Annotated in this window: 16 protein-coding genes; 3 read left to right on the plus strand and 13 right to left on the minus strand. The window is 70.3% G+C overall.

The window, feature by feature from the left end:
- Window positions 1-92: 92 nt before the first annotated feature.
- Window positions 93-1,058 carry a quinone oxidoreductase family protein gene (locus tag KOI47_RS12810; RefSeq protein ID WP_216216189.1) on the minus strand — a complete coding sequence of 322 codons (966 nt, stop codon included), beginning with the start codon at window positions 1,056-1,058 and terminating at the stop codon, window positions 93-95.
- 90 nt (window positions 1,059-1,148) lie between these two features.
- On the opposite strand from KOI47_RS12810, the gene KOI47_RS12815 reads away from it, so the two are divergent.
- The 3 genes from KOI47_RS12815 to KOI47_RS12825 are packed head-to-tail and all read left to right on the plus strand — an operon-like array spanning window position 1,149 to window position 2,194.
- Window positions 1,149-1,373 carry a hypothetical protein gene (locus tag KOI47_RS12815; protein ID WP_216216190.1) on the plus strand — a complete coding sequence of 75 codons (225 nt, stop codon included), beginning with the start codon at window positions 1,149-1,151 and terminating at the stop codon, window positions 1,371-1,373.
- A gap of 9 nt (window positions 1,374-1,382) precedes the next feature.
- Window positions 1,383-1,823, plus strand: coding sequence for a ribonuclease domain-containing protein (locus KOI47_RS12820; RefSeq protein WP_216216191.1), 441 nt, complete (start codon window positions 1,383-1,385; stop codon window positions 1,821-1,823).
- On the plus strand, window positions 1,820-2,194 hold the full coding sequence (locus KOI47_RS12825) for a barstar family protein (protein WP_216216192.1): 375 nt from the start codon (window positions 1,820-1,822) through the stop codon (window positions 2,192-2,194). The genes KOI47_RS12820 and KOI47_RS12825 overlap by 4 nt, the downstream gene beginning before the upstream one ends.
- Window positions 2,195-2,204: 10 nt before the next feature.
- Here the strand turns inward: KOI47_RS12825 and KOI47_RS12830 are convergent, their stop codons facing one another.
- From KOI47_RS12830 to KOI47_RS12875, 12 genes are all read right to left on the minus strand, one after another.
- The gene (locus KOI47_RS12830) at window positions 2,205-2,819 is read right to left on the minus strand and encodes a TetR/AcrR family transcriptional regulator (RefSeq protein WP_216216193.1); all 615 of its coding nucleotides are present in this window, start codon (window positions 2,817-2,819) and stop codon (window positions 2,205-2,207) included.
- Window positions 2,806-3,669 carry an alpha/beta fold hydrolase gene (locus KOI47_RS12835; protein WP_216216194.1) on the minus strand — a complete coding sequence of 288 codons (864 nt, stop codon included), beginning with the start codon at window positions 3,667-3,669 and terminating at the stop codon, window positions 2,806-2,808. The genes KOI47_RS12830 and KOI47_RS12835 overlap by 14 nt, the downstream gene beginning before the upstream one ends.
- Window positions 3,670-3,765: 96 nt before the next feature.
- Entirely contained in the window at window positions 3,766-4,539 is a 774-nt protein-coding gene (locus KOI47_RS12840) for an enoyl-CoA hydratase family protein (protein ID WP_216216195.1), read from the minus strand.
- Between the two features lie 86 nt (window positions 4,540-4,625).
- Window positions 4,626-5,270 (minus strand): cyclase, encoded by a 645-nt coding sequence (locus tag KOI47_RS12845; RefSeq protein WP_216216196.1) that lies wholly within the window; start codon window positions 5,268-5,270, stop codon window positions 4,626-4,628.
- A gap of 179 nt (window positions 5,271-5,449) precedes the next feature.
- Window positions 5,450-6,193, minus strand: a complete 744-nt coding sequence (locus tag KOI47_RS12850; RefSeq protein WP_216216197.1) for a sirohydrochlorin chelatase — start codon at window positions 6,191-6,193, stop codon at window positions 5,450-5,452.
- Window positions 6,190-7,473, minus strand: coding sequence for a sulfate adenylyltransferase subunit 1 (locus tag KOI47_RS12855; RefSeq protein WP_216216198.1), 1,284 nt, complete (start codon window positions 7,471-7,473; stop codon window positions 6,190-6,192). The genes KOI47_RS12850 and KOI47_RS12855 overlap by 4 nt, the downstream gene beginning before the upstream one ends.
- Window positions 7,473-8,393 carry a sulfate adenylyltransferase subunit CysD gene (gene cysD, locus KOI47_RS12860; RefSeq protein WP_216216199.1) on the minus strand — a complete coding sequence of 307 codons (921 nt, stop codon included), beginning with the start codon at window positions 8,391-8,393 and terminating at the stop codon, window positions 7,473-7,475. Before cysD ends, KOI47_RS12855 begins: the two co-directional genes overlap by 1 nt.
- A gap of 40 nt (window positions 8,394-8,433) precedes the next feature.
- The gene (locus KOI47_RS12865) at window positions 8,434-9,138 is read right to left on the minus strand and encodes a phosphoadenylyl-sulfate reductase (protein ID WP_216216200.1); all 705 of its coding nucleotides are present in this window, start codon (window positions 9,136-9,138) and stop codon (window positions 8,434-8,436) included.
- On the minus strand, window positions 9,135-9,284 hold the full coding sequence (locus KOI47_RS35525; RefSeq protein WP_232376710.1) for an Insertion element protein: 150 nt from the start codon (window positions 9,282-9,284) through the stop codon (window positions 9,135-9,137). The genes KOI47_RS12865 and KOI47_RS35525 overlap by 4 nt, the downstream gene beginning before the upstream one ends.
- The gene (locus tag KOI47_RS12870) at window positions 9,281-10,981 is read right to left on the minus strand and encodes a nitrite/sulfite reductase (protein ID WP_216216201.1); all 1,701 of its coding nucleotides are present in this window, start codon (window positions 10,979-10,981) and stop codon (window positions 9,281-9,283) included. The genes KOI47_RS35525 and KOI47_RS12870 overlap by 4 nt, the downstream gene beginning before the upstream one ends.
- A gap of 124 nt (window positions 10,982-11,105) precedes the next feature.
- The gene (locus KOI47_RS36375; protein WP_408629907.1) at window positions 11,106-11,240 is read right to left on the minus strand and encodes a putative leader peptide; all 135 of its coding nucleotides are present in this window, start codon (window positions 11,238-11,240) and stop codon (window positions 11,106-11,108) included.
- A 13-nt stretch (window positions 11,241-11,253) separates the two neighbouring features.
- Window positions 11,254-12,060 (minus strand): hypothetical protein, encoded by an 807-nt coding sequence (locus KOI47_RS12875; RefSeq protein ID WP_216216202.1) that lies wholly within the window; start codon window positions 12,058-12,060, stop codon window positions 11,254-11,256.
- Window positions 12,061-12,094 lie beyond the last annotated feature (34 nt).

The following is a 12,094-nucleotide window of genomic DNA, read 5'->3' on the forward strand; positions in this document are numbered from 1 at the left end:
AATCCAGGTTAGACAACAGATCCTGGGTGTTCGCTGGAGTTCGGCGATCACAAACCAGTCTCCATGCGATGTCGGCATGGCGTCTGTGCAGCTCAGCGCGTGAAGACGATTTTTCCGGCCGTTTCCCCGGCCTGCATGTCGCGGAAGCCGCGCTCGGCGTCCTCGAGGGGCAACTCGGCGCCGATCTGCGGCCGGATCCGGGCCAGGTCGACGTAGGACAGCAGGCTGGCCAGCTCTTCCCTGGTGCCCATGGTGGAACCGGCGACCCGAAGTTGCAGGAAGAACACCCGCTGTAGCTCCGCGGTGGCGTCCGGCCCGCTGGTGGCGCCGGAGACCACGATGATCCCGCCCGGTTTGAGCGATTTCACCGAATGTCCCCAGGTTGCCTTGCCCACGGTCTCGAACACCGCGTCCACCCGCTCGGGCAGCCGCGCGCCGGACTCGAAGCTCTGGTGCGCGCCGAGCCGCTCGGCCAGTGCGCGTTTCTCCTCGCTGCGGCCGGTGACCCACACCCGGTAGCCCGCGGCGCTGCCGAGCTGGACCAGTGCGGTGGACACCCCGCCGGAAGCGCCCTGGACCAGGAAGGTCTGGCCGGGCCGGAGGCCGGACTTGACGAACAGCATCCGGTACGCGGTGAGCCAGGCCGTGCCCATCGTGGCCGCCTCGGCGAAGGACAGCCCCGCGGGCTTGGGCAGTACGTTGCGCGCGGGCACCACGATGTGCTCGGCGAAGCTGCCCTGGTACTTCTCGGTCAGCAGGGTGCGCTGGGGATCGAGGGTGTCGTCGCCGTGCCAGGCCGGGTCATTGATCACCGAGTGCAGCACGACCTCGCTGCCGTCATCCAGTACCCCGGCGCCATCGCAGCCGAGGATCATCGGGAACTGCTCGGGCTTGATACCCACCCCGCGCAGGGTCCACAGGTCGTGCATGTTCAGGCTGGCCGCCTTGACCGCGACCTTCACCCAGCCGTCGGGGGTTTCGGGCTCGGGCCGCTCGCCAACCGTGAGCGAGGCCAGTGGGTCGTCGGGATTGGGTTCCTTCGCGTACACGGCAAACATGGCCACAACCTACCGCCCAGTCACTTCCACGGCAGCCCGCCCGGTCAGGGGCTGAGGTCGTCCCGGGGTTGCGTCACGTAGGCTCACCCCGTGCTGGACGGACTGACCAACTGGTGGGACGCGCTGGAGTTGTGGCTCGCGCAGCGCTGGTTCCCGTTGCAGTTCGTGCTGGTGATGGTGGTGCTGGTGCCGGTCTGCCTCGGCCTGGCCTGGCTGCTCGGCCGGGTGGTCGACCAGGTCGCCGCCTGGCTGGGCCGGGCGGGGGACCAGGATCCGCCGAACCGGTCGGGTCGCGCGTCCCGGAACGGGCACTGAGGTGGGCCGATGCTGAACCGCAGGCGGATCACCGTCGCGCTGGTCGCCCTCATCGTGCTGGTGCTGGGTGGCTGGCTGATCAAGGACGTGTTCACCGGCGCGGAGCCTTCCTCGCCGTCCCCGCCTTCGTCCACCGGGCAGGCGGTTCCCGGCAGCGAGTCCGGCCTCGCCGTCGAACCGCTGTCCGACCTGCCGGCCGAGGCACGCACCACCTGGGAACTGATCGAGAACGGCGGACCGTTCCCGTATCCGGGCAAGGACGGGAGCGTGTTCGGGAATCGGGAGAAGCTGTTGCCGCAGAAGGCCTCCGGCTACTACCGCGAGTACACCGTGCCGAGTCGAGGCAGCGCGGACCGGGGACCGCGCAGGCTGGTCACCGGCGATTCGGCCGAGCTGTACTACACGGCGGACCACTACGAGTCCTTCGTTGTCGTGGACCCGCAACGATGACCGGCCCGAACGAACCGAGCGTGCAGCAGCTCGCGGACCGCGCCTGGTCCAGGGGGGCGTACCCGCATGTGCTCGACTGCGGCACAGAACCGGACAAAATGTCCACAGTGGACGCCATCGCCGCCGCACTGTCCTTCCCGGACTGGTTCGGGCGCAACCTGGACGCGCTGTACGACTCGCTGACCGACCTGTCCTGGCTGCCGCCCGGTGAGCACGTGCTGATCTGGGTGGACGCCGACCTGCTCAAACGGGCCGACCCCAAGGCGTACCTCGCGATCCACGGGGTGCTCTCCGACGCGCAGCGGGCATTGGCACCGGGTGGCGAGCGTGCGGACAACCGCAGGCTGACCGTGGTGCTCGCCAGCTCCTGACCGCGGGTGGCTAACGTGGCATACCCTGGTCCGGTCCGGTGAGCAGCCCGGAGAGCAGGAGCAGCAGGGACTGCTCGGCCTCCGCCCTGGCGGCGTCCTTGTCCCCGGCATGGGCGATGATCAGGCTCGCCTCGATCATCGCGCTCAGCACGAGCTGGGCCAGCGCGGGGATGGGCGCGGGGCGCAGCAGCCCGGCTTCGGCGGCGGCACGCAGGGCCTCGGTGATCACGCCGAGTCCGTGCTGCGCCTCCTTCTCCCGCCATTCCCGCCAGCCGAGCACGGCGGGTGCGTCGATCAGTGCCAGCTGAACGACCTCGGGCCGCCGGCATTGGTCCAGGAACCGGCCGAGCGCGGTCACCATGCCGGTCCAGTGGTCCTCGGCCGCCCGCAGCGCATCGGACACATCGGCGGTGAGCTCGGCCTCGATCTCGTCCAGTACGGCGACGAACAGCCCCCGCTTGTCGCCGAAATGGTGGTGTAGCGCTCCGCGGGTCACGCCGGCGGCCGAGACGACCTGTTCGGCGGACACGTGTGCGTACCCGTGCCGGGCGAAAAGGTCGCGTCCGGCCGTCACGAGCGCGGCCGTGGTGGCGCGGGTGCGGTCCTGCTGGCTACGGCGCGGCATGCTGGCGGGTGAACTCCAGGATCAACTCGGTGAGCCGCTGGGGCTGGTCCTCGGGAACGAAAGTGTAGGAGTCGTCGATCGTTCGTAATGTGGCGTTCGGCAGCTCCCCGGCGAGGCGGCGGGCGAGCCGGACCGGGAACAGCCGGTCCTCGGTGGCCCAGGCCAGCAGCACCGGCTGGTGGAAGTCCGGAAAGGACCTCGCGGCCCGGATGGTGTACCGGCTGCTGACCTGCCGGACGAACCGGGTCAGGTCGCGCCGGATCGCCGGGTCCCCGCGGCTCGGCAGCAGGTAGGCGTCCACCACCTCGGGTGGCATCGGTCGCTTGGCCAGCCAGCCGAACGCGAAGGAACTCAGTGCCCGCGGCCGCAGCATCCCGGCGAGCACGCGCATCGCGCCGGGGATCCTGGCCAGCGGTGGCAGGAGCTTGAAGAACGAGGGGAGGAACCGGTGGTAGCAGTCGGATGGGGTGAGCACCACCCGTCCGATCCGGTCGGGGCGGCGGGTCAGCAGGATCTGGGTGAGTGCGCCGCCGGTGTCGTTCGCGACGATCGTGACGTCCTCGAGGTCCAGCTCGTCCAGGAAGGACGCGATGAGATCGGCCACCCCGGGTGGGCTGAGGTCCGCGCCGGGCACCGGAACCTCATGCGCCCCGAGGGGCCAGTCCGGGACGATGCAGCGATACCCGGCCGCCGCGACACCCGGCGCCACGGCACGCCACAGGACCGCGTTGGCCAGCAGGCCATGCACGAAGACGACCGGCGGGCCGGTGCCGGTCTGGTGGTAGCGGATTCGCGCCCCGGCCACCGCGACCTCGTGGGCGGGTCCCAGTGCTGTGCGGTCCGGTGTCATGACGGCCTCCACGGTGGACGACGATGACACAAATATACATACGGTCTGTATGTATTTGCCAGCCTGCGCGCCGCCAGGACGGGGTGGCTGCGCTTCCTATGCCTCCGGAATCCAGTTCGGCTTGCGCTTCTCGGCGAAGGCGGTGATGCCCTCCTGCGCCTCCTCGCCAGCGAACATCTTCGCGGACAGGCCGGTCATCTCGGCGAAACGGGCCCGCATGCCCTCGGCGTCCGCGCCGCTGAGCAGCTCCTTGGTGGTGGCCAGCGCGTTCGGGCCGCCGTGCGCCAGCGCCCGCACGTAGCGTTCCACCTCGGCGTCCAGCTCGTCGGCGGACACCGCGGCGTTGATCAGTCCGATGCGCTCGGCCCGCGCGGCGTCGAAGGTGTCACCGGTCAGGAACAGCTCATGCGCCGCCCTGGGGTGCAGCCGGGGCAGCACGGTGATCGAGATCACCGCTGGCACCACGCCGATCCGTACCTCGGTGAAGGCGAAGGTGGCCTCGGTGACGGCCACGGCGATATCGGCCGCGGCCACCATGCCGATGCCGCCGGCGCGGGCGGGCCCGGCCAGCTTGGCCACCACCGGTTTGGGGCTGGTCCAGATCTGCTCGAGGATCTGGGGGAACTCGTTGACCCCCTGGTCCTGCGCGCCGGAACCGCGGGCTTCCTTGAGGTCCATCCCGGCGCAGAACACCGGTCCGGTGTGGTCGAGCACGACGACGCGCACCTCGGAGTCCGCGCGGGCCCGGTCCAGCCCGGCGCTCAGTTCACGGCGCAGCTGGGCGGAGAGGGCGTTGCGGTTGTGCGGTGAGTCCAGCGTGATCGTCGCCACGCCGTTCGCGACCGAGTAGTGCACCAGTTCGTCAGCCATACCCTCACTTTCGCACACCCGGCCGACCGCTGTGAGTGTCCCTTTCACTGCATTTCGCAGCGAAAGGGACACTCACAGCAGAGGGGTCAGGAGATGGTGGTGGTGCTGAGGGTGGGGCTCGGGTTGGGGAAGCAGACCGTGGGGGCTTCGATGTCGATGAAGCCGACCGTGGCCACGGCGGTGAAGGTGAGGCCGGGATCGTCGTAGCTGGTACCGCCGAGCCGGGTCTCGATCGTGCCGGACTCGCCCGCGGCCAGCGTGGCCGTCACCGTGGGCAACTCGAACTCCGCCCCGCCCGCGATCGGGCCGGGGAAGGACACGGTGGCCACCCCGTCGGCGACCTCGATGACCGGCGGGGTGTCACCGATCCCGGAGCCGCCGGACAGGACGGCGTCCACATAGGTCGAGTTCGCCGGGATGGGGATCTCCAGCGCGAAGTCCTTGACCTCCTTGACGGTGTAGCCGCTCACCTCGGCGGGCACCGTGTTCGGCGCAGGATCGACCACGACGTCCAGCTCACCGCCCGGCGCGACCGTGGCCGGGGCGGTGACCTCTGTGGCCTGGGAAAGGGAGACCTGCTGCGGGCCGACGATCGGTGCGTCGGCGCGGCAGTCGAAGGTGATGTCGAAGGACTCGGCCGTGGCCGGGGTGGCCAGCGCGGCGATCGGTACCAGCGCGAAACTCGCGCAGACGAGGGCACGGGCAGTGCGGCGTTGCAGGGTTGCCTTCATGGCAGTGCCACCTCACGTATGGGAACGGGCAGGGGTGTGGCGCGCCGTCTAGAGAGTTACCGGCGAGTCACTTAGTCCGTCAAGAACTGTCCGTTCCCGTACCCGGTGGGTAGCTGGCAATGGGAAAAAGACACACGGAAATGCCCAAGCCCTGCTCGGCGCGGGTGAGGCCCGGTTACTCAGGCGGAACGGAGCTGGCCGGCCAGCGCGGTGTCATAGCGGCGCAGCACCAGATCGGCGACCCGCGGTTCGGCGCCCAGCGGAGCGGCGATCGGCATGGCCGGGTCCGCCTGCCGGGCCAGCCCGGCGATCCGGTCCGGCAGCAGGCCGGGTGCGAGGAACCAGGAGGCGACCGCGAACCGCGTCGCACCGCGGGCGCGCAACCGGGCCAGGGCGGCTGGCAGGTCCGGTTTGGCCGCGCTGGCGAAGGCGGGGGCGACCGGCCCGGGTCCGCTCGCCTGCCACCGCTGCGCCAGCCGCGCGACGGCCGCGTTGGCCGCCGCGCTGGACGACCCGACCGCGGCCAGCACGACGCCGAGCGCCGGGTCGGCCGGGTCGGTGCCGGTGTCCCGCAACCGGTCGGCGGCCAGGGCGGCCAGCGCGGGATCGGTGCCGAGCACCCCGGCGACGGTCACCCGCAGCCGGGGCAGCCGCGTGGTCACCTCCTCGACCAGCGCAGGCAGATCCACCCTGGCGTGGTACGCGCTGCCCAGCAGCAGCGGCACGACCACCGCCTCGCGATGACCCCGTGCGTGCAGCTCGGCCAGTACCTCGCCCACCTTCGGCTCGGACAGGTCCAGGAAGGCCACCCGGACCTCGGTTCCCGGCGCGCGGGTGCGCACCAGCCGCACCAGCGCACGCACGGTCGCCGCCGAGCGGGCGTCCCGGCTGCCGTGCGCGACGGCCACGAGCGGGGGCGTCACGCCGCCGGTTCCCCGAGCGCGGAGAAGCGATCCCCGACCATCCCGGCGGCCAGGGTGTCGCCGTCCTTCGGGTCGATCACCAGGAAGGCACCGGTGCGCGGGCTGCGCGCGTAGTCGTCCACCGGGAGCTCTTCCGCCAGCCGCAGCCGCACCCCGCCGATCTCGTTGAGCTCCAGCGCATCCGGAGAATCCACAGTGGATAGCGACTGCTCGTCGAACCGGGAGGTCAGCTCCTCCACCATGGCCTGCACCGTGCGTGCCCCGTGCTTGACCAGCAGCCGGGCACCCGCGCGCAGCGGGCTACCGGACAGCCAGCACAGCACCGCGCCGAGCTCGTCGGTGACCGTGGGCCTGCTGTCCACCGCGGCGATCAGGTCGCCGCGGGAGATGTCCAGGTCGTCGGCGAGTACCACGGTCACCGAGCTGCCTGCCCCGGCCTCGGCCAGCGGGCCGCCGTAGGTGTCCACCCGCTCCACCGTGCTGCGTAAACCCTGGGGGAGCACGACCACGTCGTCGCCGGGCCGGACCGTGCCCGAGGAGATCTGCCCGGCGTAGCCCCGGTAGTCCGGATGCTCGGCGGTGCGCGGCCGGATCACGTACTGCACCGGCAGCCGGAACGGAGCGTCGTGCGGATCGGGGGCCACCGGCACGTTCTCAAGGTGCTCCAGCAAGGTGGGGCCGGAGTACCAGGGGGTGTTCGCCGAGTGTGCCGCCACGTTGTCACCGTGCAGGGCCGAGACCGGGATGGTCAGCACGGTGCCCTCCGGGTAGCCCAGCGAGGCGGCGTGCGCCGCGAACTCCTTGGCGATCACCGCGAAGGCGGCCTCGTCGTAGTCCAGCAGGTCGATCTTGTTCACCGCGAGCACCAGCCGCGGCACGCCGAGCAGCGCGAGCACCGCGGCATGCCTGCGGGTCTGCTCCACCACCCCGTTGCGCGCGTCCACCAGCAGCACGGCCAGCTGCGCGGTGGAGGCACCGGTAACCGTGTTGCGGGTGTACTGCACGTGGCCCGGGGTGTCGGCGAGCACGAAGCTGCGCCTCGGGGTCGCGAAATACCGGTAGGCCACGTCGATGGTGATGCCCTGCTCGCGCTCCGAGCGCAGCCCGTCCACCAGCAGTGAAAGGTCCGGAGTGGACAGCCCGCGGTCGACGCTGGCGCGCTGCACGGCGTCCAGCTGGTCGGCGAGCACGGACTTGGTGTCGTAGAGCAATCTCCCGACCAGCGTGGACTTCCCATCGTCCACGCTGCCCGCGGTGGCGAGGCGTAACAAGCTCGACATCAGAAGTAGCCCTCCCGCTTGCGGTCCTCCATGGCGGCCTCGGAGAGCCGGTCATCGGCCCTGGTGGCGCCGCGTTCGGTCAGCCTGCTCGCCTGCACCTCGGCGATCACATCCTCGACAGTGGACGCCGTGGACTCCACCGCGCCGGTGCACGAGCCGTCGCCAACGGTGCGGTAGCGCACGGTCAGCTCCTTGACCTCCTCGTCCTCCCTTGGGCCGCCCCACGGCCCCTCGGTCAGCCACATGCCGTCGCGCCGGTACACCTTGCGCCGGTGCGCGTAGTAGATCGATGGCAGCTCGATCTCCTCCCGCGCGATGTAGTTCCAGACATCGGCCTCGGTCCAGTTGGACAGCGGGAACACCCGGACGTGCTCACCCGGCCGGTGCCGCCCGTTGTAGAGGTTCCACAGCTCGGGGCGTTGCCTGCGCGGCTCCCACTGGCCGAAGGCGTTGCGCAGGCTGAAGATGCGCTCCTTGGCGCGGGCGCGTTCCTCGTCCCGCCTGCCCCCGCCGAACACCGCGTCGTACTTCTGCTCGGCGATCGTGTCCAGCAACGGGGTGGTCTGCAAGGGGTTGCGGGTTCCGTCCGGGCGCTCGGTCAGCCTGCCGTCGTCGATCCAGTCCTGCACCTTGGCCACGACCAGCCGCAGCCCGTACTTGTCCACCACGCCGTCGCGGAAAGACAGCACTTCCTCGAAGTTGTGCCCGGTGTCCACGTGCAGCAACGGGAACGGGACCGGGGCGGGCCAGAACGCCTTGATCGCGAGGTGCAGCAGGAGAGTGGAGTCCTTACCGCCGGAGAACAGGATGACCGGACGGTCGAACTCGCCTGCCACCTCACGGAAGATGTGGATGGCCTCCGACTCGAGCGCGGCCAGGTTGTCCTTGGCCGCGTCGGTCGCGGCCTCGAGCGTGGTCATGCTTCTCCCCTCAGTGCCTGTTCCGGTTCGGGACGGGTGCTCAGGCATGCAGGCCGCACTCGGTCTTCGTGTTGCCTGCCCAGCGCCCGCTGCGCGGGTCCGCACCCGGCGCGACCTTCGCGGTGCAAGGGGCGCAGCCGATCGAAGGGTAGCCCTCGGCGACCAGCGGGTTCTCCAGAATGCCGTGCTCGCGGATGTAGCCGTTGAACTCCTCGTCGCTCCACGCGGCGATGGGGTTGACCTTGACAAGGCCGTTGCGCTCGTCCCAGGTCACGATCGGGGTGTTCGCCCTGGTCGGCGCGTCCACCCTGCGCACCCCGGTGACCCAGCAGGAGTAGTTCGAAAGCGTGCGGCGCAGCGGGATCACCTTGCGCAGGTGGCAGCACTGGTTCGGATCGCGGTCATGCAGCCGGGGGCCGTACTCGGCGTCCTGCTCGGCCACGCTCTGGTCCGCGGTGGCGTTCACGATCCGGACCTCGGGGTACACCGTCTGCACGGCGTCCCTGGTGCCGATCGTCTCGGCGAAGTGGTAGCCGGTCTCGAGAAACAGTATGTCCACATCGGACTTCACTTGGGTCGCCAGGTCGATCAGCACGGCGTCCTGCATATTGGAGGCGACGATCAGGTCATCGCCGAAGTGCCGTACCGCCCACTCCAGTGCCTCCGTGGCACTCGCCTCGGCGAGTTCCTCGGATGCCTTTTCCGCCAGCGCTTTGAGTTCCTCGTTCGATGTAGCCGTGGTCATCCAGTCACCTCCGGAAGCTGCAGGCCGATGAGTTTCACCGAGAAAACCCGCCTACAGGCTGAACAAAGCCAGCCGCCTTCGGATTCCGGTCGCAGGTCCTCATCGCCGCAATACGGGCAGTAGAAAGGAACAGCACGCTCACTCACTGCAGATCACCCTCGTCGGCGCGCGCGGCCCACTGCGCGAACCGCTCGCCTTCGGCGCGCTTGGCCACGAAGTTGCGCACGACCCGCTCCACGTAGCCGGTCAGCTCGGCGCTGGTGACCTTGTGGCCGCGAAGCTTGCGGCCGAAACCCGCGTCCAGCCCGAGGCCGCCGCCGAGATGTACCTGGAAACCCTCGACCTGGTTGCCTTCGGCGTCGGTGACGATCTGGCCCTTCAGCCCGATGTCCGCGGTCTGGATCCGGGCGCAGGAGTTCGGGCAGCCGTTCAGGTGCACGCTGACCGGCTTGTCCACATCGGACTGGATATCGGCCAGCCTGCGCTCGAGGTCGGAGACCAGCTGCTGCGCCCGCGCCTTGGTCTCCACGATCGCCAGCTTGCAGAACTCGATACCGGTGCAGGCCATCACCCCGCGCCGCCAGGGTGAAGGCTCCGTCTGCAACCCCAGCTCGCCGAGCTCCGTGCGCAGACCGTCCAGTTCGGACTCCGGGACGTCCAGTACCACCAGCTTCTGCTGCGGGGTGAGCCGCACCCGCGCGGATCCGGCCCGCTCCGCCGCCTTGGCAACGGCCAGCAGGGTCGAGCCGGACACCCGCCCGGCTACCGGCGCGGCGCCGACGTAGTAGTTGCCGTCGTGCTGGCGATGCGTGCCGACGTGGTCGATCGGCACCTCGGGCACCTCCGGCGCCGGGCCGTCGAGCAGCGGGCGCTTCAGGTACTCGTTCTCCAGCACCTCGCGGAACTTCGCCGCGCCCCAGTCCTTCACCAGGAACTTGATCCGGGCGCGGTGCCGCAGCCGCCGGTAGCCGTAGTCGCGGAAGATGCTGACCACACCGGCCCACACCTCGGGCACCTCGTCCAGTGGAACCCAGGTGCCCAGCCGTTGCCCGATCATCGGGTTGGTGGAAAGGCCGCCGCCGACCCACAGGTCGAAGCCGGGGCCGTGCTCGGGGTGCTCGGCCCCGACGAAGGCGATGTCGTGCACCTCGTGCGCGACATCGGGCAGGCCGGAAATGGCGCTCTTGAACTTGCGTGGCAGGTTGGCGAAGGCCGGATCGCCGACGTAGCGGCGCTTGATCTCCTCGATCGCCGGAGTGCCGTCGATGACCTCCTCGGCGGCGATGCCCGCCACCGGTGAGCCGAGGATCACCCGCGGGCTGTCCCCGCAGGCCTCCATGGTGGTCATCCCGGCGTCCTCGAGCTTCTGCCAGATCGTCGGCATGTCCTCGATCTGGATCCAGTGGTACTGGATGTTCTGCCGGTCGGTGATGTCCGCGGTGTCCCTGGCGTAGGTCTGCGAGATCTCGCCGAGCAGGGCGAGCTGCGCGGTGCTCAGCGCGCCGCCGTCGATGCGCACCCGCAGCATGAAGTACTCGTCGTCCAGTTCCTCCGGTTCGAGGGTGGCGGTGCGGCCGCCGTCGATCCCCGGCTTGCGCTGGGTGTAGAGGCCGTACCAGCGGAAGCGGCCGCGCAGGTCACCGGGGTCGATCGAGTCGAAACCCCGGTGTGCGTAGATGTTCTCGATCCGGTCCCGCACGTTCAGCGGGTGGTCGTCCTTCTTGGAGCGCTCGTTCGGGTTCAGCGGCTCGCGGTAACCCAGTGCCCACTGGCCTTCCCCGCGGCGTTGCTTGGGCCGCGCGGTGCGACCGGTGTTCGGGGTGTCGCGCGTCGGCGAGGCCATTCTTGTCCTCCGGGCTTGTCGACGGCGCCGTGGCGCACCGTGAACGCCCTGGTGTGCGTGGTGGGAGCGATTCGCGGCGCACCCGCGCCTGCTGGTCCGTGCTTGGGAAGGGGGCGGCGGGTGGTCAGCTCATCGCGGGGCACAGTGCGCTGGCAACGCGTCGCAGGTCGACATGGCGTCGAACGACGAGCGGCACACCGGCAGAAGTCACCCGTCCAGGGTGCCACGCGCCCATATGCTGGTCGAGAGCCATCCACATGGTGGGAGCAGCATCACGCCCCTCCGCCGGGCCGCTCGGCGGCGGCGATGGCCCTGCGGCAAGCCCTGGCCAGGGTGCGCTGCCGTTGGATGCGGCGCAGCAGCGGCAGCGGGGTCAGGACCTGCTCCGGCTCGCCCTCGCGGTGGGTGACCACGAGGGCATCATGGGCCAGCACCCCGCGCCGGGACCAGGGCTCCCAACGTTCGAGATCCGGAATCGTGTAGTCGTAGCCGAAGGCGAGCGCGGGGGCCTGGACAGGCCACTCCGGCCACGGCGCCAGCCGGACCCGCTCGCCGGACCAGCCCGCGGGCCCGAACGGCTCGGCCACCTGCACCGCCAGGCCGTCGCCGCCACGCACCACCAGCGCCTGCCGGGCAGGGTTGGTGCGCGCTGGCAGCTCCCGCACCCGGTCGACCCGCTCCAGGCTGAGCACGATCCGGGGCAGCCACCACCAGTTCTCCCGGCACAGCAGGGGGCTGTCGGCCAGGGTCCGGGACGGCGGGTACTTGGCCAGCTCCTGCCGGAGCAGTTCGACGGTGAACAGCTCGCCGCTGGTGTCCTCACGCCGGGCCAGCCTGCCGGTCGCCAGCATCCCTGGCGCGCCCTCCGGCAGCGAGCGTGAGTCGGTCACGGCGAACGTCACCCTGCTGCCCTGGCTCAGCCCGGCGACCTCGGCGGCGCGCGCGTAGGGCAGCGCCACGCAGGGGCTCTCCCCGGCCAGCAGCGGCGTGGCGGTCAGCGCGGCCGGGCTGCCGTCCGGCTCCCGCCAGCACACCTCGGCGGTCACCGCGCGCCGCCATAACCGAACGAGCTCATTCATGCGCCGGTACTTCTCTCACGATCCAGATCTTGTT

The organism is Amycolatopsis aidingensis, from assembly GCF_018885265.1.
Taxonomy (GTDB): Bacteria; Actinomycetota; Actinomycetes; order Mycobacteriales; family Pseudonocardiaceae; genus Amycolatopsis; species Amycolatopsis aidingensis.